A 24,174-nucleotide genomic window follows, 5' to 3' on the forward strand; every position below is an offset into this window, starting at 1 on the left:
CTCATTTCTATGATTTTGGTTTAAACCCTGTATCGAAAGTCAATGCCAGGTAATACAATGCACCAATGGTTGGACCTGCTGCGTATTGGATGTACCTGTGATTTAAAATATTAGTTCCACCCAGCTTAATCGTGGTTTTCAGATCGGGTAACTGGTGCGTAAACTGCAGGTCGATGTTACTGAAGGCTGCTACAGGACCGTTTGCCAGTGGGCTTTCCCAATTGAATGCATCCTGCCATTTCCAGACGATATTAAACCCGGTATTTTTTACAAACTCCCGGCTTCGAAAAGATATATTGGTAACCCATATGGGTGTATTGAATCCTGTTACAAAAACATCTTTCTGTTTGTTTTCTGAAATATTATTATAGCTCAGGTTACCTGATATGATATAATTTTTGGGAAGACTATAAATTAGTCCTAACGCTCCTCCATAATTATAATACTGATTTCTTGCATTGGTATACACCCTGTAACGGGTTTGTCTTGATCGGTTAGAAGCCAGCATGGCGATAACTGCTGCATCTGACCCCACCTGCACCGTATTGTTTTCCGGCACGGCTACTTCTACCTGTCCGAGAAACCCATTGTATGCATTGGTGTAGAGATCAAGGTCTATCACCAGCTTATTGTTAAATAAAACACTTTTATAACCCAGTTCGAAGGAGTTGATTCGCTCGGGCCTGGTGGGTTGTAAACTCGTTACCTGTAATATCGCCCTGTTTTTAAGTGCTGCATTATTTGCAGTTAAGCCTGCGGCCACATCTTTGTTCACTGCGGCATTGAAATCATTTACAGAAGCAAGTGTGTATGAATTATCAAGATAGCCCAGTCCTTCATTGATATAAGCAAGACCACCAACCCTTCTTACATTTCCATTATTTACAAACGAAATAGCTTCAAACAAAGCAGGGAACCTGAACCCATTTTGGAAAGAAGCCCTTATATGATGTTTCTGGTTGGCAGAATAAACCAGCGAAATTCTTGGATTGAATTTGGGTGAGAATTCAGGATTGTTATCGAGACGTAATGATGTAACCAACTTCAAATGCTGATCAAAAAAAGTTTTTGTACCCTGTACAAACACCCCATACTTTGTGTATCGAACCGGTTTACCAAATGACCCATCAGCCAATGGTTTGTTTCTGTCGGCAGCCGTTCTTGAAAAATCAACAAAATTATTTCCGTCTGGTATTACTTCATACAAACGATAATCGGCTCCTGCCAGCAGGTTAAAAATTTTTATTTTATCGGAAAGATCCCATTGAAGATCTGTGTGATACATCCTGCTGCGCTGGTTTAACCAGGCACCACCTGTTAGCGGGGCTCCGGCAATACCTGAATTGGCATGATCCCAGTTATTAATTCCTACAATGGTATTTTTCAACTGATTAAAAGCTGCTGTGCCGGGTTCTACTCGTCCGAGATCAGCCGCTGCTCTTGCCAGTGATGCTGCTTCTGCCAAACCCGTGCCATTGTGCAGTGCTGTTTGAAAAGTATTTTTAAACCTGTCGCGCCATGCATTATTGGAAAGATGTGTCAATTCAAGGTTATCTGCCAGTGGTTTAATATTGTATGAATTGCCGGTGTTTTCAAGTGACAAATAAGTTCGTGCACTAAATGAGCCCGACTTCAGTTCAAGCTTATGATTCTGAACAGTGGCATTGTCTAATTGAATTTTATTACCCCGCTGGAAAATGCCATCCATCTGACCAAAACGATAACTGTAGGAGAGTTCCGTTTTTGTAGAAAACTTATGATGCAATGCCAGATCAAACTTTATGTTTTCTACCGTTGGATTTGAAAGATCTTTTTCCCAGTAACCTGTTCTCCTGATGATAAAAGATTTATTAGGGCCATTATAGTTGATGCCTGTAACTGTAACTGCATTGTTATTTTCATCACCATATTTATTCCATGCATCATAAGCAGCATTGGCACTACCATTGAGTTCAGCATACTGCGGATTGGCGGTACTGAGGTTGTTTGGATTCTGATCTGTCTGTGTATTGGAAACCCAATCAGTGGCATGGGTATAACCTGCATTAATTTTAAACGCCCATTGCTGGTTCCATACATGTGCATAACGGATGGCCGTTTCGGTGAGTACCGATGCATTGCGGTCTTTTCCATCTACATGGTTCACGCCGGTTTTCTGGTACACACTCAGGCCAGGATATTTGAATGGACTTTTTGTAGCGATATTGGCCATCCCGTTAATCGCATTCATACCATAGAGCGCAGATGCAGCTCCCGGAGTTATTTCAACATTCTCTACATCAAGCTCTGTAGGACCAATCGAATTACCCAACGACACACCCAATGTGGCGGCTTGTATATCAACACCGTCTACCAACTGCACAAAACGAAAATTGTTCGGAATATTAAAACCTCTTGTATTGGGTACTTTGAATGTGATACTTGATGTGGTTAATTGTACACCTTTCAGGTTTTCCAGTGCATCATAAAACCCTGGTGCGGCTGCTTCCTTGATAGCAGATAAACTCAACTTCTCAATGCTCACCGGAGATTTCAGGATGTTTTCAGGAACACGGGATGCAGTCACTACCACCAGACTTGCATATGCATTCTGTACATTCAGCGATAATGATATGGGGCCGTTTTTATCCGAAATAACAAATTCCTGTGTAGCATAACCCAATGACGATACCTGTATGGTTAATGGTAATGCTGCACTGGTTTTAATCTGAAAAGAACCATCGTCTTTCGTGGTTGTAGCGGATGAACTGTTTTTGATACGAATGACTGCACCTGCCAGCGGTGTATTTCCCTGGCCCTCTTTTAGTGTTCCGGATAAAGTATAGATATCCTGCGCAGCAAGGGTTACAGCAATGATCATGAATATGAAAGGTAACAATAAATATTTCACTAGTCTATTAATTTAGTAGGATTATAGGGTAAATTTTTTTATTTTTTATCACCTACAACATCGCTCATGCTGATGCGCATGGTAACACATCAGTATTTTTCCATTTTCAGATACAGGCTTCTTATAAAACAGCCCGTTGTACAAAATCGCCAAAACTTTCATGCTGTTTTCTATTTGTATGATATTGATCAAATAAGATATCCAGTTCAGCCAGTATGGCTGTTTCATCCAGTTGTTCTTTGTATTTGGTATTCAGGCGGGTGCCTTCGCGATCGCCACCTAAATGAAGATTGTAACGTCCGGGACCTGTGCCTACCAGACCAATTTCCGCAGCATATGGGCGCGCGCAACCATTCGGGCAACCTGTCATTCTCGTGATAATATCTTCCTCCTTCAACGCATATTTCTCCAGTAAGGGTTCTATTTTATTAATGAGAGAAGGCAGGTATCGCTGTGCTTCTGCCAGTGCCAGCGGACAGGTTGGTAATGCCACGCAGGAGATCGCATTCTTTCGCAATGCACTGATGGTCTTGTCTCTTTCGGTGATGCCATAACGTTCCAGGATATTTTCGATTACCGGTTTGTCATCCGTATGAATTTCACTCAGTATCAGGTTCTGGTTACTGGTAAAACGAAAAATCAGTTTGCCTGTTTGTGCCAGTTCAAGCAGCGCCGTTTTCAACGGAACTTCTGCTTCATCTGTCACCCTTCCATTTTCTACAAACAACGTATAGTGCCAATTGCCTTTCTGATCTTCCAGCCAGCCATAACGATCTATTCTTTCTGTAAACTGGTATGGCTTTGCTTCTTCCAGTTCAAAACCACAGCGCTGCTCCAGCTCTTTGCTGAATGCATCCACACCCATTTTATCCAGCGTGTACTTAAGTCGGGCCAGTTTACGATCGGAACGATTGCCAAAATCTCTTTGTATGGTCAATACTTCATACACCGCTTTCAGTGTTTTTTCTTCGCCAGCGGTAAATCCAATAACAGTAGCCAGTCTTGCATAGGTATCCGGATTGCCATGTGTGGTAGATAAACCCCCACCCACTGCAATATTGAAACCCATGAGTTTGCCATTCTCGATGATGGCAATCAGACCCAGGTCATTGGTTAACACATCCACATCGTTATTGGGCGGAATGGCTATACCGATTTTAAACTTTCTTGGCAGGTAGCGATCCTGGTACAACGGATCGGTTTCATCATACTCAGCAATTTTTTCTTCATCCAGCCATATTTCATAAAAAGCTTTTGTCTTAGGTAATAACAACCGACTTATTTTATCCGCATAAGCATGTACTTCTGCATGAATTGGCGATTCAGACGGGTGACTGGTACAAGCCACATTTCTGTTTACATCACCACATGCCGCAATAGAATCGAGGTGAACGGCATTAAAATCTTTGAGCGTTGGTTTGATCTGGTGTTTCAGAATACCATGCAACTGTATGGTTTGTCTGGTCGTAATTTTGATGACCCCTGTTGAATAATTGCCTGCAATATGATGCGCTGCCACCCACTGATCTGCTGTCATATAGCCACCCGGTATACGAAGCCTGATCATGAATGAGTATAGTTTATCTAATTTTTTGGCTGCCCTTTCTTCCCGTAAGTCGCGGTCATCCTGTTCATACATACCATGAAACTTAATCAGCGCATGATCCTGTTCACGAACGGCTCCTGTAATCTCATCCTGTAAACTCTCTTGCAGGGTACCACGCAGACCTTTGCTGGAGGTTTTTATTTTTTCGATGGGGGATGGTTTGTTTTGATCAGGCATATGAGTGATAATTCGTGAATGGTGAATGGTGAATGGTGATTTTTTTTAGTAGAGATCTTTGGCGTAGCGGTTTTCTTTTTTCAGATTTTCATAATAGGCGTTTCCACTGGCTTCGCTGCCGGTTTGGTTGATGAATACCTGTAGCAGGGCCTCTTCGATGGCTTTTCCTGCGGGTTCTTTTTCACCACAGAGATAAAGAAATGCGCCTTGTTCCAGCCATTCAAACAATTCTTTTCCCTGCTGTATGATTTTATCTGCCAGACTTACTGCATGATCAGATCCGTTTTTAAAGGCCAGGCTCACTTTTGTTAACGTATCTGTTTCAAACCAGCTCTGCCATTCGGTTTGGTAGAGGAAATCAGTGGTAAACTGGTCCTCACTAAAAAACAACCAGTTTCTACCACTTGCCGCTGTTGCATCGCGTTCTGCAACAAAGGAACGGAACGGTGCAATGCCGGTACCGGGTCCAATCATGATGATATCTTTATCCTGCCCGGGCAATCGAAATCTTTTATTGGTCTGAATAAAAAAGCGAACCACGTCTCCTTCTTTTTTATTTTCTAAAAAATATGTACACAAACCTGTTTTTTCCTGTTCGTCTTTTTTAAACACATCTCTTAATACAGTGATATGGACTTCTCCATTATGTGCAGCCGGAGAAGATGCTATATTATAAATACGTGGTACATTCTGTGTTAAGCCTTCTATTACCTGTTCAAATAAAGCAGGTTGCGGCAGCGGGTATTGCTGCAACAATGACAAAAGATCTGTTTTGGCAAGAGGAATTTCATGACCGCTGATGCCGGCATACTGTTTAACAGATTTCTCGAGCAGGTAACTGATATTGATTTTTGCGATCAGCAGTTCTCTGATCGTGGCTGTTTCATTTTTCCAGGTAATTGTTTTATTTCCATCAACCGACACCAGTTGCAATAACCGATCAACCAGCAATGGATCGTTTTCAGGAACAATGCCAATAGAATCACCAGAAACAAAACTTACATCGTCTGCTACAAGTTCAATGTGATAAATCTTTTTGGATGATCCTCTTGCTGTCAGATTAATATGTGTTTGAACAATACCGTCGTAATATAATTTACCAGTCGGTTTTTTGTTTTCAACGGGCGCCGCAATTACAGGTGTTGTTTTTCCATTTACCTGTAATTGTTCTATTACCATATCAAACCATTGCCGGGCGGTCGTTTCATAATCAAGGTCACATTTTTGCAGGCCTGCTATTCTTTGTCCACCTAAGTGTTGTAATTGTTTGTCTACATCTTCTCCGGTTTTGCAAAACAGGGGATAAGCTGTATCACCCAATGCCAGCACACCGTATTTTAATTGTGGAAGCTTAAAACCATTATTATGTATATGGTCATAAAATTTTTGTGCCGCTGCCGGTGGTTCTCCATCGCCCTGTGTGCTAATGACGGTGATAAAATATTCTTCTTTAGCTAACTCCGCGGGTTTATACTGATCGAGACTTACCAGTTTGGTTTGAATACCACTCTTTTTGGCTTTTGATGCAAATTCGGTCGCCAGTTTTTTTGAGTTTCCTGTTTCTGTTCCATAGGCGATGGTTATTTTTTTTGCATTGGCCGTAGTGGTTATTGCAGCTGTTGATTGGAACGGTTCAGCTACAAGTCCCGCCAAATAACCATTCACCCAGATCAATTCTTCTTTATTGAACTGGCTGATGAAATCGGCTAATATTTTCAGTTTAGGCTCTGCTAACATGTCTTTTTTTGGTTGAAGTCTCTTCTAACTGTGTGAGTCTGCCTGTCAGTGGCGTGAAATAATGTTCAGTACTATGGATGTTTGGTAGCCAGGCAAATTGTTCATGCAGGGCTACTACCTTACCAATAATAACAAGTGATGGTGAGCGGAATGCTTGGTTTTTTAATTGCTCCGCATACTGATACAGATTGCAGGTATGAATTTGCTGTAAGGGCGTGGTGGCCTGTTCTATGACTGCCAGTTTTTTGGATGCATCAATTCCATGCAGGGTTAGCTGCGCTACCACTGTTGACAAGGTTTCTCCCGACATATAAAATACCAGTGTATCATCGGTATGCGCCAATTCTTTCCAGGTTGCTGCTTTTACGATATCCGATTTATAATACGTAAGGAACCGAACGCCGACAGAAAGTCCTCTTGCTGTTAATGGAATACCTGCGTATGCTGCAGCACCCAACGCAGCGGTAACGCCGGGAACAATTTCATAAGGTATATTGTGTTGCACCAGTGTTTCAAGTTCATCGAGCACATTGGAGAATATACTGGTATCACCACCTTTTAAACGAACCACCACTGTATGCTTCGCTGCATATTCCACCAATAATTCATTAATGGTTTGCTGCGGTGTTGATACCCCTCTGCGACATTGCTTTCCAACATAAATAATCTCTGCGTTTGGATTGACATAACTGTTGAGAATATCCGGACTCACCAAACGATCTGTCAGCACTATATCTGCACGTTCGAGCCAGCGGGCGGTTTTAACCGTCACCAGTTCCGGATCACCGGGACCTGCTGATGCAAGGATTACTTTACCATATGTTTGTTGTTCTTTCATTGTCTACCTTTTTAGTAGATTACTGTTGCAAAAAAAATCCTGGCTTCGGATTTAAATCAGGAGCCGGGATGTAGATTTAGAATAATCCTTCAATCGATAAATATCTTTCGCCGGTATCATAGTTAAAAGTGAGTACGGTAGAACCTGCCGGCAGTTCCGGTAGTTTTTTGGCGACCGCTGCCAGTGAAGCACCCGAGGAAACACCCAATAAAATACCTTCTTCTTTCGCAGCTCTTTGTGCATAAGCATAGGCTTCATCTTTTCCTACCTGTATAATACCATCGAGGATACCTGTATTCAGAATAGAGGGTACAAAACCGGCACCTATTCCCTGTAATGGATGGGGTGATGGTGCGCCACCACTTAATACCGGCGACAACTCTGGTTCTACCGCAAATACTTTGAGTGAAGGAAATTTTTCTTTCAGTATTTCAGCTACCCCTGTAATATGTCCGCCGGTGCCAACACCTGTAATGAGATAATCCAGCCCATCAGGAAAATCAGCCAGTATTTCCAATGCTGTTGTTGTACGGTGTATGGCTGTATTGGCTGGGTTATCGAACTGTTGTGGCATCCAGGCATTAGGTGTGCTTTGTCTTAACTCAGTTGCTTTTTCAATAGCACCCTTCATACCTTTTTCACGTGGTGTAAGTACAAATTCGGCTCCGTATAATGCCATTAATCTTCTGCGCTCAATACTCATGCTCTCGGGCATCACTAGTATAATTTTATAGCCTTTTACTGCAGCTACCAGTGCCAGACCAATGCCTGTGTTACCGCTGGTTGGTTCAATAATCACACTGTCTTTATTGAGTAGTCCTTTTTGTTCTGCATCTTCAATCATCGACAAAGCAATACGGTCTTTGATACTGCTGCCGGGATTATTTTTTTCCAGTTTTAGCCATACTTCATGCTGACTGCCAAATAATTTATTGATGCGTACATGTGGTGTATTGCCAATGGTGGCTAAAATGCTGTTTGCTTTCATGTTATTGTTTTTAAATCACAAAATTTAACGGTTCAGGAAAAGGATCTTTATCTTTTATTTTTATTTCACTTTTATGGTACACGACAGAATTGGGTGCCACACTGTGTGTTAACCAGATATTGCCGCCAATAATACTGCCGGCACCTATCACCGTTCCACCACCTAATATGGTTGCGCCTGAATAAATAATTACATCATCTTCAATGGTTGGATGGCGTTTGGTGCTGGCCAGCTCCTTGTCTACATTCAATGCACCCAATGTAACACCCTGGTATATTTTTACGCGCTCACCAATTACGGTGGTCTCGCCAATGACTATACCTGTTCCATGGTCAATGGCAAAGGATGAACCGATACTGGCTCCGGGATGAATATCAATGCCCGTTTTACTATGTGCATACTCTGCAAACAAACGTGGTAATGTTTTAATCTGCTGGCGGTATAACTGATTAGACAAACGATAAATGGCTGTTGCATAAAAGCCGGGATATGCCACCAGCACTTCTTCAATCGATTCTGCTGCCGGATCAAAAGCCAATACTGCATCTGCATCTTTCAGTAATGCCTCATAAATAGCAGGCAAAGCATTGAAAAAAGAATTAGTATGTTCTTTCACCTTGTTCTCATCCCGCAGGAGTTCAAACAAGATCGCAGAAAAAGTATGACGTATTTCATCATACTCCCCCGACAGTTTCTCTACCGAATTGAACTTCTTTTCGTAAGACCCGAACAAAAAATTAAACAGATCATCCATAAAATTTTCTGCCAGTGCCTTATCAGGAAAAGCATGATACGCTTTCCGGTTTCGCTGAAACAACTGTTGTATAAAAATATCTTCTGCCATAGTTATGATTGAATCATGCAGGCCCCAACGGTTACATGACTTGTTTCATCAATTAAAATAGCGCCACCATTGGTTCTCAGCTCCTGGTAAGCATCATACGCTACCGGACTGGCTGTTTTAATGATCACTTTTACAATATCATTGAGAGCCACGGTTTCGGGTGAAGCAATTTGCTCCAGAGAGTGAACATCCAGTTTATAGCTCACTTCTTTTACCACCGAACGCACTTGCTTACTGTTGATCTGTAACAAATATTTATTGCCAGGCACCAATGCTTTATGATCCATCCAGCATAGCAAAGCTTCTATTTCATTGGCCACTTTGGGCTGGTGCTCTTTTTTAACAATCAGGTCGCCACGGCTGATATCAATATCATCTTCAAGATGTATCACAACGCTTTGCGGTGCAAATGCTTCATCCACTTCTTTGCCATTATGCTCAATGGCTTTGATGGTGCTGCTGGTGCCGGCTGGTAATATGGTTACCGGGTCTCCTTTTTTGTAGATCCCGCTGTTGATTTTCCCGGCATAGCCCCGGTAATCGTGCAGTTCTTCTGTTTGCGGGCGTATAACATATTGTACCGGAAAACGGGCTCTTACTAAGTCGATATCATTGTCAAGTTCTACCGTCTCAAGAATATCGAGCAAGGAAGGACCTTCGTACCAGCCAAGTGCTACTGTCTTCTCTACAATATTATCTCCATTCAATGCGCTGATAGGGATATAACGTACATCTTTCAACCCCAGTTTTTTGGCTACTTCTGCATAATCAATCACAATATTATTGTACACATCCTGCGAGTATTGCACCAGGTCCATTTTATTAATGGCCACCACTATATGCGGGATATTTAACAATGAAGCAATGATGGAGTGTCTTCTTGTTTGTTCAACCACACCATGTCTTGCATCGATGAGAATAATAGCAAGATCGGAGTTGGATGCGCCCGTTACCATGTTCCGGGTGTACTGGATATGACCAGGTGCATCGGCGATGATAAATTTCCGTTTGGGGGTAGCAAAATATTTATAGGCCACATCAATGGTAATGCCCTGTTCTCTTTCGGCTCTTAAACCATCGGTAAGCAGTGCGAGATCAATCTCACCATCTTCCTTGTTTTTACTTTGTTTTTCCAGTGCTTCAAGGTGATCGATCATGATCGATTTACTGTCGAACAATAAACGGCCTATCAGGGTCGATTTCCCGTCATCTACACTACCTGCTGTTATAAATCGGAGTAAGTCCATTTGTTTTGTTTTAGAAATAACCATTCTTTTTTCTGTCTTCCATTGCCGCTTCGCTTACTTTATCATCAATTCTTGTTTCACCACGTTCACTGGTTTTAGTTGCGGTGATTTCCCTGATGATATCATCAATACCGGAAGCATTTGATTCCACTGCAGCGGTACAGGTCATATCACCCACTGTGCGGTATCGTACTTTTTTGGTAACCACCGAATCTGTATCATCCAGTTGTATGAATTCAGATAAAGCAATAAGCTGTCCCTCATGTTCCAACACGGTACGCTCATGCGCAAAGTAGATGGAAGGCAATGCAATATTTTCTCGCCTGATATAATTCCATATATCCAGTTCCGTCCAGTTACTGATGGGGAACACGCGTACATTTTCTCCTTTGCTGATTCGGCCGTTATAAGTGTTCCATAATTCGGGGCGTTGCAGTTTGGGGTTCCACTGACCAAACTCATCTCTCACTGAAAATATTCTTTCCTTGGCCCTCGCTTTTTCTTCATCACGTCTCGCACCGCCGATACAGGCATCAAAACCAAATTCCTCTATCGTATCGAGTAAAGTGTAGGTCTGTAAAGCATTTCTGCTGGCAAATTTTCCTTTGGGTTCAGTGAGCTGTCTTGACTTGATGGTATCTTCCACTTTTCGTACCACTAATTTTTCTCCAATTGTGGCTGCCAGCTCATCTCTGAACTGTAAAGCCTCGGGAAAATTATGGCCTGTATCAATATGCACCAGTGGGAAAGGAAACTTACCCGGACGAAATGCTTTCAAAGCCAGGTGCACCAGCGTAATGGAATCTTTACCGCCACTAAACAATAAAGCCGGTTTTTCAAACTGGCCAGCCACTTCGCGCAGTATATGTATGGCTTCCGATTCGAGCTGATCGAGATAATCTAATCTGTACGCACTCATGCTTCTGCTTTTTTTAAGTTTTCATGTGTTTATTTCTATTGATGTTGGCCACATGCAATTCGCCAATAAATATTTCTGTTGTTATCATGATTTGTTATGGCTCATTTCATGTGAATGCAATCCGCATTCTTTTTTGCTATTGTCTTCCCACCACCAGCGACCTGCCCTGAAATCCTCTCCCGGTTTAATGGCCCTTGTACAAGGTGCACAACCAATACTCACAAAACCTTTGTCGTGTAAAGGATTATATGGAATGGCTTTCTGATGGATATATTGTTTTACTTCTTCTGTTGTCCAGCTAAGTAAGGGGTGATATTTTATGATCTGGTTCGATGCATCCCATTCAATCGATGTAAGGTCCTGCCTTGCAGGTGAATGTTCTGCCCGCAGACCTGTGATCCAGATGGCATTGCCTGATAATGCTTTTTTCAGGGGTATGACTTTCCGGATATTACAACAGGCTGATCTCAGTTCCGGTGAATCGTAAAAGGCATTGGGACCATTGGTTTCAATGTATGCAGACAATGCCTGTGCATCCGGGTAATATGCTTTGATACTGGTTTTATAAAATTCCAGTGTGCGGCTCCAGGTACTATAGGTTTCAGGAAAAAGACGACCTGTATCGAGTGTAAACAAGGATACCGGTAAATGATTGGTTTGTATAATATCTGTAATCACCTGGTCCTCGTAACTGAAACTGGTGGAAAAAGTAACCGCATCCGGATAAGCTTCTGCCAGAAAAGCAATGGCTTCTTTAGGAGAATAGTCCCGGAGTTTTTGCTGTAAATCCGCAGCTATGCTGCTATGGAGAACTTGTGACATAATTTTTGTTTGGATCGATGAAAGCGGGCAGGCAAGTATCAGTAACCTATTTACAGGTACAACAACAGCATCTGTTGTGAATCATTGATAATGGTGTCATTTTGTTGAATTGCATACGCTCAGTTAAATCGTTCCAGACATGGTATAAAAAAAGGCACCCGATGCTCAGTCAGAATGCCTTGTATTATTACAGTTGCTGTATACGTATAAGAACACTGACTTATCTCATCCCGCCTGAGACGGGACCGGATTTGGCACCTTGCTCCAATAAAATAAGAGTGGTTGCCAAGGCTTCACAGGGCCAATTCCCTCCGCCTTTCTTGATAAGAATGTATAAGAACGAATACAAAGATAGGGGGAAAATTATATTCCCTACTAAATAAGTAGACTTTTTTGTAAAAGAAATGTCAATTTAGGGGGTTAGCAGTTAGCTATTAGCTATTGGCTGTTAGGGTTAACTGTTAAAAGTGATGGTTTTTATTAATCGGTGAACCACCCGATACAAACCACTAGTCATGCACACCCTCTAAACAACTGCTAACGCCTAACAGCTAATAGCAAAAACCTGCTCCAACTGCAAGAGATGTTTTACTTTGCGGCATGACTCAGATTGATAGTGTACAATTAGAGCAGGTGATCCTGCATAAAGTGGGTAACCCTACCAGGGGTGAGGAATTGAAACTCTCCGTAAACCCTTTAACATTGAACGATGAAATCGTCAGAGGTCTTCTCACCAGGTATTTTCTTTCACCCTTTAACGAACATGAACAATACCAGTTTACCCATATCAGCAGCCTGGAGCTGAATGAAGTGTACCAGTATGTGAATGGCATTTTTGATGATCCCAAAAGCTTTGTTTCCCAATCTGCCTTACTGGCTTCTTTTTTATACCAGAAAAGCACCCATGCAAGGGTAAAAGAAGGTGAACTATATGTTACCCGTTTCAGCAATGTTCCTTTTGGTACCGAATATGTGGATGCCATTGGTTTATTCAAAAGTGAAACCAAGGAAACCTTTTTAAAAGTATTTCCGCATGGTCAAAGCTGGGAAGTGATTGCGGAAGATGGAGTAAACATCAACAAACTTGATAAAGGCTGTTTGATTTTTAAAAAGAACAGAGAAGAGGGTTATGTGGTTTGCGTGGTAGACAATACCAACAAACAGGACACACAATACTGGGTTTCTGATTTTTTACAGGTGACCAGATCTGCCAACAGCTACCACCACACAAATGATACGCTGGGCATGTGCAAACTGTTTATCAGTAATGAATTGAATGAAAAATTTGATGTCAGCAAAAGTGACCAGATCGATTACCTGAACCGCAGCATGGAATACTTCAGTTCCAAAGAATCTTTTAACCTGACGGAGTTTGCGGAAGAAGTATTACATCATCCGGAAGTGATTGACAGCTTTACCCAATACAAACAACAATATGAAGTAGCCAGACAGGTGAATATTGAAGACAGTTTCGATATTCATCTGGCAGCCGTAAAAAAACAGCAGCGTATTTTTAAAAGTGTATTAAAGCTCGACAAAAACTTTCACGTATATATCCACGGCAGAAAAGACCTGATTGAAAAAGGATATGATGAAATGAGTGGCAAGCATTATTACAAGCTCTATTTTGACGAAGAGAGCTAAGGGGGAGGAAGCTGTGAGCAAATTTTCTCCGTTACTACTATCCTCCGAAAGGGTCGTCTTCGGCTTTTAATAAGTCTCTCAGGTGCAACAGTGCTTTGCGGATTTTATTGGCATAATCAGGATCATTGATCGGAACAGGCCAACTGATTAAGCTGGTATTTTCATTTTTATTGAACTGAGGATAATATTGAGAACAGGTACATGCATACTTACCATTACCTTTTTTTAACCAGACACTCATCAAGCCACTACCGGTAGCCGGAGCATAAATGGTATCAATATACATAGGATTGAAAGTAAAAGAATAACCGCAAAAAAGGGAAGGAAGACTTGTGCTGTTGTATGGCCTGAAATAGAGGCTATAGCTAAAAGTCATGATACTTTCATTAAAATACAGATAGGGATTTGATACATATTTGTCATCCAGACTGGTAGCTGCTCCAATCCTCACTGTGTATTCTCCGTTGAGTTCATTCAGCTTTTTCTTCAGGTAATTAACTGTTTCACCTTTGGTAAGTGAAACATCCTGTGAAAAACTTAGATTAGAAGATAGTAAAGCGGTAAATAAGAGAAGGTATCGCATATGAATTGTTTACAACAATTGTAAAGTAAAAAAAGTTTGCTTAACGTTTAATAGCGATAGAACTAAACTGTATATCATAACTATAAAATACCTAAATATCGGTAAGCAATATTATTACGATCATAGCCTAAGCTGTTTAGCGAAGCGGTTGTAACAGCGAAATTTCTTTTGTGTGGTGCATGATTTTCTGTTTTGAAAAATAGGATGGAAAGAACTGATCTCTGGCCCATTTTTCGAATAAATTACGATAGTATGGACTTTCAGGATCACCAGACTGGCCGGGGGTATTAATCATTAATGTTTTATCCCAATCCTTTGTATCCACCACCAGTCTGAAACTGGCGCCACTGAGCTGGTTATCGATACCACCGTTTGCACCGGGTGTATGTCCGTTACCGCCCCTTGGTAAAGGACCATGATCTAATCTGTTGCGTAAATCTGCGTCAACAAAAGCAGACAATGGATGTCGAATCAGCGCATGCTTGAATTTTGGTTGTCCGTATTGCCACTGATTCATGTCTGTTCCCAATCTTGTTTTTAATGCTGCAACGGCTTCTTTGAATGTGCTTGCCAGGAATGCATCCCGTAATTGCTCTGCAGATCTGCCCGTTTCTTTAAAATAGGTCCTTGGCGTTGTCAGCATTTTAATAATGGTTGTCAATTGTAAGCTGATTAAGCCTCTTGCTGCTGCTGGTATAAATGTGGTTCCTGCCTGGATATATATTTGCCGCTCCCACTGGGCATAGATAGCAGCCGGTATACTTTCCATACCCAGTACAAAATTCCATTGATCTAGGTATTTTTTTGCAGCGATGGAGGCTTCATCGGTCAGTTGAACTTGTTTAAGCAGTGGAACCAGTTCACTTGCCGGAACAGAGAAATAATCGTTTTGTAATTGTGCCATTTCTTCAATCGTAAATTTTTTATTCTGGCTCAATACCTGGTTGACCCTGTCGCCTCTATAGGCATCAGCCCAGGTATAACCCACTGCATCCCATCTTTTATAGGATGCTGGTGTTACATGCTGATTGGCAGTGGCAAAAAATCCTTTTTCAGGATTGAGTACATGTGGGCGTTCTTTAATAGGTAAATAATTTCCCCATTCATAGCGGCCATCGCCGGGTATGGGAACATAACCGCTGAAGTTTTTCCGCACAGGTACAATGCCCACTGCCTGCCAGCCTATATTTCCTTTTTTATCTGCCCATATCATATTCTCACCGGGTATATGACTATAAGCGCAGGCTTCTCTGAATGATGCCCAGTCTGTAGCCTGGTCAATTCTTAAGGATGCGAGATAGGGTGCCCCTCCGGGCTCCAGCCATGCACATTTAACAGCATAGGCTTTATGATTCACCGAATCGATATAAGTAACCGGACCATGCAGGGTATAAAATAATTTTGCAGTAACACTTGCTGCATTTTTTACGGCTATTGTTTCTTCGATCGATTTCATATCAACCCATTTTCCTTTATGCCTGTACTGATTTAAGTTGGCGGGATTCAGGTCGTACACATACAAATCTTCGCCATCCGTTTCATAGATGGTGAGTCCCCAGGCACCGTATTCATTGTGACCGATGGAAACACCTGGAATTTCGGGTTCACCCCCGCCCACCACATTCCAGCCCGGAGCCACCAGGTGTACCATGTATCGTAAAGAGGGTGCCGCAATTTTGCGATGCGGATCATTGGCCAGTAACGGATAACCGCTGGCCGATTTTTTACCACTCACAATCCAGTTATTGCTTCCATCTGTTGTGGGATTCAGTTCAAATGCTTCCTTTTCCCTTTTCACATTCATCTGGCTCAATAATGCAGACGCATCAGCAGTTGGATGAAGCAGGTCTTCTTTCGTAAAGACGACATCTTTCCGGTAGGCATTATAGAGGTCAAGTATCTGAGGCGTTAAGAGATCAACACGAATGCTGCTATCCATTTTCAGGTCAGGATCTTTCGGATGAAACCATACTATCTCTTTAACTTTTTCAACCCCTACTTTCTGAATGGCCAATGCAATATTGAGCTCCTGTGTAATATTACCCAATAAGCCCTGGTGTCTGGAAATAACCACTTCGGGTGTCCATTCTTTGGGTTGAATATTAAGCAGTTTAAATTCGATGGGCAATTGAGCAGGCGTTTGGTTGATCTCCCTGATATAAGCATTTACGCCGGCTACATAAGCATGGATGATTTCTTTTCCCTGCGGATGATAATAGTTCAGTTCTTTATCCATATTACCCCGAAACATGAATAAACGGGTACCTATATCTCTTTTCAGTTCCCTGGCACCTACTATTTCTGCAACGGTTCCTGTTGCCTGGCGGCGCCATACTTCAAACTGAAAAAGCCTGTCTTTGGCTGCACAATAACCCTGTGCAAAAAACAGGTCCTGCTGATTGTTGGCATAAATATGATTCATGCCCCATTCATCTCTCCATACTTCAACTGTTGCTTTCAGACCTGTAAGTTGAACTGTATTCTTTTTCTGGGCTCTAGCTGTTGTAACCGATAGGGCAATAAAAAACAACAGGTGACTGAGCAAAGCAATCTTTCGCATGTAAAGAGATTTGCTTCAATTTAATAAAAGTATTTGAAGTGGCTACAGAATTCAATTGGCATAGGTCTATACGCAGGAAGAGTCATTCGCTTTTTTGCAAATGACTCTTCCTGTTTATTCACCACAAATAAATATGTTATTATATCGAACTCACTTTTTCTCCTGCTTTAGGTTTTGCTTTCAGTAATCGCTTTGTTACTTTCAGGTCGCTGAAATAACCGATGGTTCCAATATCAACATATAGTCCGATGCCACCTGTTGTATGTTTACCCAGCATTTTATCTACAATAAAACTGGAGTACTTCATATCGTTGATAAACATTTCTGCCGTTTCGCCATTCACTTCAATACGCATGGTGATCCATTCATTCAAAGCTACAGGGGCTGATCCTTCATATTTGAATGGAGCGATCTTTCGTAAAGTATCGAACTTGGCATGCGGGTACGACATGTATTGAACAGTTCTGTTTCTGAAAAGCTGGTTACTATGTCTTCCCACTTTGGGTCTTACATAAATACCTTCAAAAGCCGAATCATCTTCTTTGATTCTGAAATAGAGGCCAATAAAACCAGCAATACCGGAATAAGGGGCCGGATTTTTTAGCTGGCTATACATTTTTACTTCTATCGTTCCATTTTCAAAATCATCCAGGTTCACCAGTCGCGCGTAATGTGGTTCGTCCACCGTTTTTTCAATACGGGTAGAGTCAAAAGGAATGGCTTTTAGGTCTCTTTCTATTTTCAATACTTCCCTGCCCTGAAATCTTACTATCTCACCTGTTACATTATGCAGGTCAAAAGCCTGCTTACCCAAACTGAGTCTCTGCCATTTCGCAGCAGTATTGGCTGTTGACTGGGAGCGGGTTTCAACCGACACACTTAATACGCAACAGGTAATGATGATAAATTTCAGCAGTTTCATGATTCGTGTATTAATAAGTTTTTATACTTACTGTTCAGAATAATTTCTCAGCAGGTGGTGTTGCGCCGGCCAATCTCAAATAAACCGTTGCCTGGCCTCTGTGATGTGTCTGATGTTCAAAACATTTTTCAATGGCAAGCTGTCTGCTCATATCAAAGCGACCAAACAGTTTTACCGTTTGTGGTAAATTTGCTTTGGGGTATTTTTTGATGGCGTTGATGGCGAAATCATAAGCCGCCATTACTTTATCTGTAACACTGGCTTTGTTTACATCATTTGATTTTTCCAGTTCACCAAAACCTACAGGCGATTTTTCATCGGTAGCGGCCGCCACAAATCCATAAATAGCATCGCTCAGGTGTAAAAACTGTGCAGCGAAAGAGCGCATTTCTTTGGTGGGTTTCAGGCTGTAGCCAGATTCGGGCATGGCATCGAGGTACTCTTTGGTATAATTTTTTGCGCGCTGCCATTCTTTAATGATGTCCTCCGTTGCATTTTGTGCCTGCATATTTGTTATGCATAAGATAGTGGTGAGTAGTGCAAATAGTTTTTTCATGGTTGTATTTTTTACAAAGCTACTAACAATAGTGTATTTTTGTAACCGAATTAGTGAATAGTAGTAACTTTCAGGTAACCAGTTTTTTATGCGCCCCATCACCAACCCCTTTCAATGCCCCGTTACACGAACCATGTCTATTATAGGTGGTAAATGGAAACCTATTATTTTAACTTGTATCGGCGAAAAATCAGTCCGCTTTGGCAAACTCAACCAGTTGATACCTGCTATTTCGAATAAGGTGTTGTCGAATGAACTGAAAGAACTGGAAGACCTGTCTTTGATTGAGCGTGAGGAGTTTAAGGAACTACCTCCGAGGGTGGAGTACCGTTTGACCAAATCGGGCAAGAGTTTGATTCCGCTATTGCATGAACTGGCTAATTGGGGGAATACGAACCTGGCGAAGAAGCTGGAGAAGGAGATATTATAAAAGTAAAGGCAGGCAGAAAAAATCACCTACACATTGCAGAGAAAGGTTTCCCTCTACTTTTTGAACAATTAGCTAACCAAATAGAGAAAGACTTACCGACTATAGCATACTAAGAAAAGATTTTTTTTACAAATCTGTGGGTGCATGAGAAAACAGGGATTATCCGCCATGCTGCCAGCAATAACCATTCATTTTTGCTTTTCGCTTACACTGTGTTCCCTTTTTGGTGATTCCCTGACAACGATCATTCTGGCTAGTAGCACGCTGATTGATATAGCCGCCAGCATTTTTGTGTTTGGTATTGGTTAAAGAGTCCATTCTTTGCTCGAGACGGGTGATGCGTTGGTTTAGCTCATGTGTATCACTATCTGTGTTGGAACAGGAACTGAACAGTAAAGACAGTAAGATGGCAGTTGTAATTTTCATGGTAGATGGTAAGGCATTACTATGGCTTTTTGTTTGCCTGGGCTAATATGTACTTGTTAAACATATAAGGCGAAAGGACTCTTAAAGTACGGGTAACGAATACAGGATGATTACCACCTGCTGTATAATACTCTAATGCACCGTCATTTTTCAGGTAATATATCTTTCCAATCGACCACGCTGTTATTGTGTCTGTACGTGTGATCTTTTTAAAATGCTCCAACTTTTCTTCGTCCATTGCTACTATAAGCCGGCCTTTCTTTTCTTCATTGCAAGGCACTTGCTCGTAATGATCACCTGCCCAATACATACAGTTATCGCCTTTATCATAGAGCAGATAAGCTCCCAATGAAAGAATCGTACAAAATAAAGCGAGCCCAACGATCAACCATTTCTTATTTACCGTCAAACTCTTTTTCGCTGGTCTTATCTCAGTCACCTGGCTTATAGGAACAACAAGCAATTGTTCTTCAGCAATTGATACCATATTATCCTTCAACTCATTTGGCGGGGATTGACCCAATATCTCATCGCTGTTATCATCCACTTCCTCTTCTATCACCTGCGATAAATTCTCACCGATGCTCTCATCACTATTTAAAATTGCTTTTTCGCTCTCGTTTAAAATTATATCCATTCCAAACCGAAAGGGTCTATGCGGAAAATTTATCAGCCAGGCTAACAGTTCTACATTTTTATCATCTGTTTTAGATGACCTTCCCTTCAGGTAATTTGAGAATGCTCTAAACCCATCTGTGGGGAAATTGTCAATGGGAGTTAAGAATGACTTATTCTCGTCGGCTGGTCCAAAGAAAGACCGGAGAATAGGTTCGTCTTTTTTATCGGTCCTTTCCTTATAAACAGTGAGGCATTCTTTGCGGATACTTGCCGGTGTTGGCTGTTTTAATGCAGGAGAAATTTCGGGCGTACTGCGTAACAGTTGATAAGTACGAAATACCAGTTTGATGTATTCTGGGTGAGTCAGCCTCATATAATTTCTCTTCCTTCTAAATGTACACAATAACCGGAATTTTCGGAATTACCGGTTCAAAATAAGCACCCAACCGGTATTCAGTCTTACGGTTTCCCGGAATTTCCGGAATGATCGGAATTATTGGAATCCAATCCGGTAAAGGCTTTTAGCCGATCCTATGTTTGCATTGTGATCGTTTGGTACCTGTTACAAGAAATCAAATGATCTGCTGAGTGCAGCGATCGCAGCGAGGTTAGCAAGCATGGGAAGTTGCTGACCAGACTGCGATCAACGCCCTTCCTTCCCATCGTAAGAAGCGCTTCTTACAAAACAGTCTCTGCCGGGTTCGCTACCCGGTAAGGGCAATTTTTTAAACCATCTCAAATCTTTAACAATGTTAGAACTACTCATCTGGTTTGCTGCATTCTTATGCTTCAACCCAAACCATACTGCCGAAAATCATGGTAACTGCAAGAAAGCACATTCCACCACCGTTACTACGCTCGATGATACGGGTGGAGAAACAGGCGGTAACCCACGTCCGCCGGTGCCACCACCTCCTCCACCTCCAACTGGTGGCTAATTGCACAGGAAAGGGTAGATTCATTTCTACCCTTTTTTTTATATTTAGAAAAATATAATCTTGCGATTCATTACCCAAATCCTGCTTACTGTACTCTTCAGCTTTCCAGCTTTTTACTTATCCGCGCAAGAAAAAACGCCCTATACCGATTTCAACCGGGGTGAATATTTCTTCTATTACCAGAAATGGGATTCTGCTTACCTCATGTTTGAGAAATACCTGGGTGAAACCAGCAACCCATTGGCCAAAGCTAAGAGCTATAGCTATATGGGAGAAATTCAGCAGATCATGGGCGACATGTATGGTGCGCAGGAAACATTGATGAAAGGTGTTCGCATACTGGATGCTTCGAAAGAACCATACCGGGAAGCATTATCCATCCTGTATAACATACTGGGAAATATCAGTCTTGAACTGAAAAATTATGATGAAGCCATCAGTTTGTTCGACAAAGGATTTGCCTTATTGCCGGCGAGATCAGATTATGGTGTAGAAATGGTCAACAGTAAGGCCATTGCTTTGCAGCGAAAAGGAGATTATAACAGGGCCATACGGATATACGATTCCCTTCTTCAACTGCAACCTGGCAACCAACTCCTGGCTGCACGTATCATTCATAACAAGGCTCGTACAAAATGGTTACAAAATCGGACCTATAACCCAACACCTGATTTTCACCAGGCGCTTAAGATCCGTTTAGACAGCAGCTTCCTGCCCGGTCTCAATGCCAGCTATGCCCATCTGGCCGACTATTATGAAAAACCAGCTCCTGATTCAGCACTCTGGTATGCTAATAAAATGTACACGATTGCAAAACAAAATAAAAGTGCAGATGATATACTGGAAGCCATTGATAAACTGATACGCTTTAACAAGTCTGCGACAGAAAAAGAACAATGGTATGCAGCGTTCAGGAGGCTGAATGATAGTGTGCAACTATCAAGAGATACCACCCGCAACCGTTTTGCGCTTATCCGTTACGAAGTACAAAAAAATAAGGCCGATAACCTGGCATTGCAGCAACACATTACGAAGCAACGATTATTCATATTGGGTGTATCCGTCGTGTCTATTGCACTGCTGGCTGGTTTATGGTTCTGGTTCCGGTATCGCCGCCGAAAATTGAAACAGGAAGCCGAGCTATCAATAAGGGACTCCAAATTAAAAACCTCTCAAAAAGTACATGATGTAGTTGCCAATGGACTTTACGGTATTATGAACGAACTGGAACATAGCGATAAAGTTGAACGCGATCCTTTACTAACTAGAATTGAAGTGCTGTATGAAAAATCAAGGGATATATCGAAAGAAGAAATTGGTTCAGCAGATGACCCAGATTACGATAAACAGATCCATATCCTGCTAAATGAATTTACTAATGAACAAACAAGGGTATTTGTAGTGGGCAACCAACCCGTATTCTGGAACAAAGTGACAGTTGTTCAAAAAAATCAGCTTTTATTGATCCTCCGCGAAATCATGACCAATATGAAAAAACACAGTGGCGCCGGCAATGTGGTCATCAGGTTTAAAGAAGAAGACAACAACGGCACGATTAACTATAGCGATGATGGTAAAGGATTTCCTGCAGACATTGAATACGGCAATGGTTTACACAATACGGTTAACCGTATTCAATCACTGAACGGGGAGATTATTTTTGGAAAAAGTGATAAAGGCGGTGCATCTATTGCCATCCGCTTTCCACTTCAATCCACTATAGCATGATTGATAAAGTTATTATAGCCGAAGACCAGGAGTTTGCCAACCTGTCGGTACAGAAGACAATCGAAGACCTGAAGGTAAAGCAGTACGATTATGCATTTTACTGCGACGATGCCTTAGCCAAAATTCAACTCGCTCAGCAAAAGGGCGAACCCTACGATCTCCTGATCACCGACCTCTCTTTTGAAGACGATGGAACTGTTCAAAAGATCAATGATGGTGTTGAACTCATAAGAGCTGTTCGTGCGGTTCAGCCGGGCATTCTCATCCTCATTTTATCGGGGCAGCTTCGTCCGGCTGATATTCACAGCCTCTTTGAAAACAATGAAGTAGATGCCTATGTACGCAAGGCCAGGCATGATGTGAAGGAATTAAAAGCCGCGATGCATGCACTCTCTAAAGGACAGCAGTACTATCCCAGATCGCTGGCGCAACTGGTGAAACAATCAAATACCTATGAGTTTACCGATTTCGACATCACCATTATCCGTTTGCTAAATGAGGGCTACCAGCAAAATGAAATACCCGCTTATCTTAAGCAGCACGATATTAAACCTTCCAGCTTAAGCAGCATTGAAAAACGCCTAAACCAGATCAGGGATGAACTTGGTTTCTCTAATAATCAACAGCTCATGGTGTTTTGCAACAATGCAGGTTTGTTATAAATGCGATTGGTGCCAGAGGTTAGGTATTAGCTGTTAGCATTTAGCCTTTAGGTAACACCTCTTCTGAACAGCTAATGACTAGTAGCTAATTGCTATTATAAGGAAGGAGACAACTCCACTACTAGTAATTATTTTCAAAAAACATTTTATTCTTGGCTCTGGTTACGGTTACCCGTAATAAAAAGAGAAACCTACCTGTTAGTTTTGGATGGAGCCTGCTTTCATCAACCAAAACGAATCATATGCTCACCGCATTAAAACAACAAAAGCTACTCAATGCCCTGAAAACTTACCGTAAGGATTTTTTAGATGGCAGTATCAAAGAGTTGGATGAATCGGGCACCCGCATCATGATCAACCGTTTTCTTTCAGATGTATTAGGCTATAAGCAACTGGAAGAAATAAAAACAGAATACATGATCAAAGGCACGTATGCCGATTATGTGATACAGGTAAATAAAACAAGGCATTTTCTGGTAGAAGTAAAAGCACTCTCTTTCCAGTTATCCGAAAAACATTTACGACAAACAGTAAACTATGGTGCCAATGAAGGCATTGAATACGCCCTGCTCACCAACGGAAAGAATTTCGAGTTTTATAAGATCATCTTTGAACAACCCATATCCTCCTGCTTAATATTTGCTATTGACCTGAGTGATGTTGCTGGTTTGAAAAATGCAGCCAATCAGCTACAACACCTGCACAAAGAAAGTGTGGTAAAAAACTCCTTTAAACCGCTCTGGAATAAATGCGAAGCAACTGACCCTTACAATATTGCAGGCATTATCTGCTCCGATCCGGTATTGAAATGCATTAAGAAGCTGATTAAAACCAGGTACAACGAAAAATGTGAAGATGAGATCATACTTGCTGCAGTGCATAAGATTGTGACGGATAAGATGGATACGGGATTGATAAGGCCGTTTAAGGCGGCAAAGGTGAGGGTGAAGAGGGAGAAGAAAATCGAGGAAAATAACCAGATAGAATCACCTATTATCGTAGAATAATAAGTTATCAAGTAATAGAATCTTAAATACTA

General features: G+C 41.7%; 21 protein-coding genes and 1 riboswitch. Of the genes, 6 read left to right on the forward strand and 15 right to left on the reverse strand.

The genetic code is table 11. The features are described from left to right. Nucleotides 1-7: 7 nt before the first annotated feature. From ACH3Z1_RS04100 to ACH3Z1_RS04140, 9 genes are all read right to left on the reverse strand, one after another. Nucleotides 8-2,860: a TonB-dependent receptor gene (locus ACH3Z1_RS04100; RefSeq protein WP_490820582.1), complete on the reverse strand. Its 2,853-nt coding sequence runs from the start codon at nt 2,858-2,860 to the stop codon at nt 8-10. A gap of 151 nt (nt 2,861-3,011) precedes the next feature. Continuing rightward, on the reverse strand, nt 3,012-4,673 hold the full coding sequence (cysI, locus tag ACH3Z1_RS04105; RefSeq protein ID WP_490820583.1) for an assimilatory sulfite reductase (NADPH) hemoprotein subunit: 1,662 nt from the start codon (nt 4,671-4,673) through the stop codon (nt 3,012-3,014). 45 nt (nt 4,674-4,718) lie between these two features. Then, entirely contained in the window at nt 4,719-6,410 is a 1,692-nt protein-coding gene (locus ACH3Z1_RS04110; protein ID WP_490820584.1) for a diflavin oxidoreductase, read from the reverse strand. After that, nucleotides 6,394-7,248, reverse strand: coding sequence for a uroporphyrinogen-III C-methyltransferase (cobA, locus tag ACH3Z1_RS04115; protein ID WP_490820585.1), 855 nt, complete (start codon nt 7,246-7,248; stop codon nt 6,394-6,396). Before cobA ends, ACH3Z1_RS04110 begins: the two co-directional genes overlap by 17 nt. Nucleotides 7,249-7,324: 76 nt before the next feature. Further along, entirely contained in the window at nt 7,325-8,236 is a 912-nt protein-coding gene (gene cysK / locus ACH3Z1_RS04120; RefSeq protein WP_490820586.1) for a cysteine synthase A, read from the reverse strand. A 10-nt stretch (nt 8,237-8,246) separates the two neighbouring features. Beyond that, complete coding sequence (locus ACH3Z1_RS04125; protein WP_490820587.1) at nt 8,247-9,080, reverse strand: serine O-acetyltransferase; 834 nt, start codon at nt 9,078-9,080, stop codon at nt 8,247-8,249. Nucleotides 9,081-9,082: 2 nt separating this feature from the next. Then, nucleotides 9,083-10,327, reverse strand: a complete 1,245-nt coding sequence (locus ACH3Z1_RS04130; RefSeq protein ID WP_490820588.1) for a sulfate adenylyltransferase subunit 1 — start codon at nt 10,325-10,327, stop codon at nt 9,083-9,085. A 10-nt stretch (nt 10,328-10,337) separates the two neighbouring features. Beyond that, a complete protein-coding gene (gene cysD / locus ACH3Z1_RS04135) occupies nt 10,338-11,246 on the reverse strand; it encodes a sulfate adenylyltransferase subunit CysD (protein WP_490820589.1) in 909 nt (302 codons plus the stop codon). An 84-nt stretch (nt 11,247-11,330) separates the two neighbouring features. Beyond that, the gene (locus tag ACH3Z1_RS04140; protein WP_490820590.1) at nt 11,331-12,068 is read right to left on the reverse strand and encodes a phosphoadenylyl-sulfate reductase; all 738 of its coding nucleotides are present in this window, start codon (nt 12,066-12,068) and stop codon (nt 11,331-11,333) included. Between the two features lie 217 nt (nt 12,069-12,285). Continuing rightward, nucleotides 12,286-12,398, reverse strand: a riboswitch (SAM riboswitch). A 270-nt stretch (nt 12,399-12,668) separates the two neighbouring features. Between ACH3Z1_RS04140 and ACH3Z1_RS04145 the strand changes: the two genes are divergently transcribed. Next, a complete protein-coding gene (locus tag ACH3Z1_RS04145) occupies nt 12,669-13,712 on the forward strand; it encodes a nucleoid-associated protein (RefSeq protein ID WP_490820591.1) in 1,044 nt (347 codons plus the stop codon). A gap of 37 nt (nt 13,713-13,749) precedes the next feature. Here ACH3Z1_RS04145 and ACH3Z1_RS04150 read toward each other — a convergent pair whose 3' ends face one another. The 4 genes from ACH3Z1_RS04150 to ACH3Z1_RS04165 form a co-directional block, all read right to left on the reverse strand. Next, nucleotides 13,750-14,295, reverse strand: a complete 546-nt coding sequence (locus tag ACH3Z1_RS04150) for a hypothetical protein (RefSeq protein WP_490820592.1) — start codon at nt 14,293-14,295, stop codon at nt 13,750-13,752. A gap of 136 nt (nt 14,296-14,431) precedes the next feature. After that, a complete protein-coding gene (locus tag ACH3Z1_RS04155) occupies nt 14,432-16,855 on the reverse strand; it encodes a penicillin acylase family protein (RefSeq protein WP_490820594.1) in 2,424 nt (807 codons plus the stop codon). 139 nt (nt 16,856-16,994) lie between these two features. Then, nucleotides 16,995-17,777, reverse strand: coding sequence for a 3-keto-alpha-glucoside-1,2-lyase-like domain-containing protein (locus ACH3Z1_RS04160; protein WP_490820595.1), 783 nt, complete (start codon nt 17,775-17,777; stop codon nt 16,995-16,997). Between the two features lie 34 nt (nt 17,778-17,811). Further along, on the reverse strand, nt 17,812-18,333 hold the full coding sequence (locus ACH3Z1_RS04165) for a DinB family protein (RefSeq protein WP_490820596.1): 522 nt from the start codon (nt 18,331-18,333) through the stop codon (nt 17,812-17,814). Between the two features lie 88 nt (nt 18,334-18,421). Between ACH3Z1_RS04165 and ACH3Z1_RS04170 the strand changes: the two genes are divergently transcribed. After that, entirely contained in the window at nt 18,422-18,763 is a 342-nt protein-coding gene (locus tag ACH3Z1_RS04170; RefSeq protein ID WP_490820597.1) for a winged helix-turn-helix transcriptional regulator, read from the forward strand. A gap of 159 nt (nt 18,764-18,922) precedes the next feature. Here the strand turns inward: ACH3Z1_RS04170 and ACH3Z1_RS04175 are convergent, their stop codons facing one another. Together ACH3Z1_RS04175 and ACH3Z1_RS04180 are read right to left on the reverse strand one after the other, a co-directional pair. Then, the gene (locus ACH3Z1_RS04175) at nt 18,923-19,189 is read right to left on the reverse strand and encodes a DUF5763 domain-containing protein (protein WP_490820598.1); all 267 of its coding nucleotides are present in this window, start codon (nt 19,187-19,189) and stop codon (nt 18,923-18,925) included. Nucleotides 19,190-19,208: 19 nt separating this feature from the next. Further along, the gene (locus tag ACH3Z1_RS04180; protein WP_490820599.1) at nt 19,209-20,210 is read right to left on the reverse strand and encodes a hypothetical protein; all 1,002 of its coding nucleotides are present in this window, start codon (nt 20,208-20,210) and stop codon (nt 19,209-19,211) included. A 346-nt stretch (nt 20,211-20,556) separates the two neighbouring features. On the opposite strand from ACH3Z1_RS04180, the gene ACH3Z1_RS04185 reads away from it, so the two are divergent. The 4 genes from ACH3Z1_RS04185 (at nt 20,557) to ACH3Z1_RS04200 (ending at nt 24,142) form a co-directional block, all read left to right on the forward strand. Beyond that, nucleotides 20,557-20,745, forward strand: a complete 189-nt coding sequence (locus ACH3Z1_RS04185) for a hypothetical protein (protein WP_490820600.1) — start codon at nt 20,557-20,559, stop codon at nt 20,743-20,745. A gap of 60 nt (nt 20,746-20,805) precedes the next feature. After that, nucleotides 20,806-22,473, forward strand: a complete 1,668-nt coding sequence (locus ACH3Z1_RS04190; RefSeq protein ID WP_490820601.1) for a tetratricopeptide repeat-containing sensor histidine kinase — start codon at nt 20,806-20,808, stop codon at nt 22,471-22,473. Further along, nucleotides 22,470-23,135 carry a response regulator transcription factor gene (locus ACH3Z1_RS04195; RefSeq protein ID WP_490820602.1) on the forward strand — a complete coding sequence of 222 codons (666 nt, stop codon included), beginning with the start codon at nt 22,470-22,472 and terminating at the stop codon, nt 23,133-23,135. The genes ACH3Z1_RS04190 and ACH3Z1_RS04195 overlap by 4 nt, the downstream gene beginning before the upstream one ends. A 152-nt stretch (nt 23,136-23,287) precedes the next feature. Continuing rightward, nucleotides 23,288-24,142 (forward strand): type I restriction enzyme HsdR N-terminal domain-containing protein, encoded by an 855-nt coding sequence (locus ACH3Z1_RS04200; protein ID WP_490820603.1) that lies wholly within the window; start codon nt 23,288-23,290, stop codon nt 24,140-24,142. The last annotated feature ends 32 nt before the right edge of the window (nt 24,143-24,174 follow it).

It is taken from the genome of Sediminibacterium sp. FW305-C-49 (genome assembly GCF_058231085.1).